Below are 490 nucleotides of genomic sequence, written 5' to 3'. Positions count from 1 at the left end.
CGTAAAGTTGTCAAGATGAGTACGAAGATCATCAAAGCGAGCGGTGCTGAGGCGGATTCCTTCGAGACCTCGATCTCGCAGGCGCTGGTCGAACTCGAAACCAACTCCGACCTCAAAGCCCAACTTCGGGAGCTTTACATTACAAAAGCTAAAGAAATTGAACTACACAATAAGAAGTCGATCATCATCTATGTGCCGATGCCTAAACTGAAGGCCTTTCAGAAGATCCAGATCAGGCTTGTCCGTGAGCTCGAAAAGAAGTTCAGTGGTAAACATGTAGTCTTTGTTGGAGACCGTAAGATCCTGCCTAAGCCCAGCCACAAAACTCGTGTTGCTAACAAACAAAAGAGGCCACGCCCAAGGACATTGACCTCTGTGTACGATGCAATCCTCGAGGACTTGGTCTTCCCTGCTGAGATCGTAGGCAAGCGCATCAGGGTCAAGTTGGACGGCTCACAGCTCATTAAGGTGCACTTAGACAAAAACCAAC

1 protein-coding gene is annotated in these 490 nt (G+C 48.4%); it reads left to right on the top strand.

The annotated features are described in order from the left end of the window. Positions 1-15 precede the first annotated feature (15 nt). On the top strand, positions 16-490 hold a 475-nt coding region (locus F0U44_RS24140), incomplete at its 3' end, for an eS7 family ribosomal protein (RefSeq protein WP_149730611.1).

This window comes from Nocardioides humilatus (assembly GCF_008373755.1).
In the GTDB taxonomy this organism is placed as follows: Bacteria; Actinomycetota; Actinomycetes; order Propionibacteriales; family Nocardioidaceae; genus Nocardioides; species Nocardioides humilatus.
The sequence above is the reverse complement of the archived record's forward strand: the minus strand, read 5'-3'. Positions and strand labels throughout refer to the sequence as shown.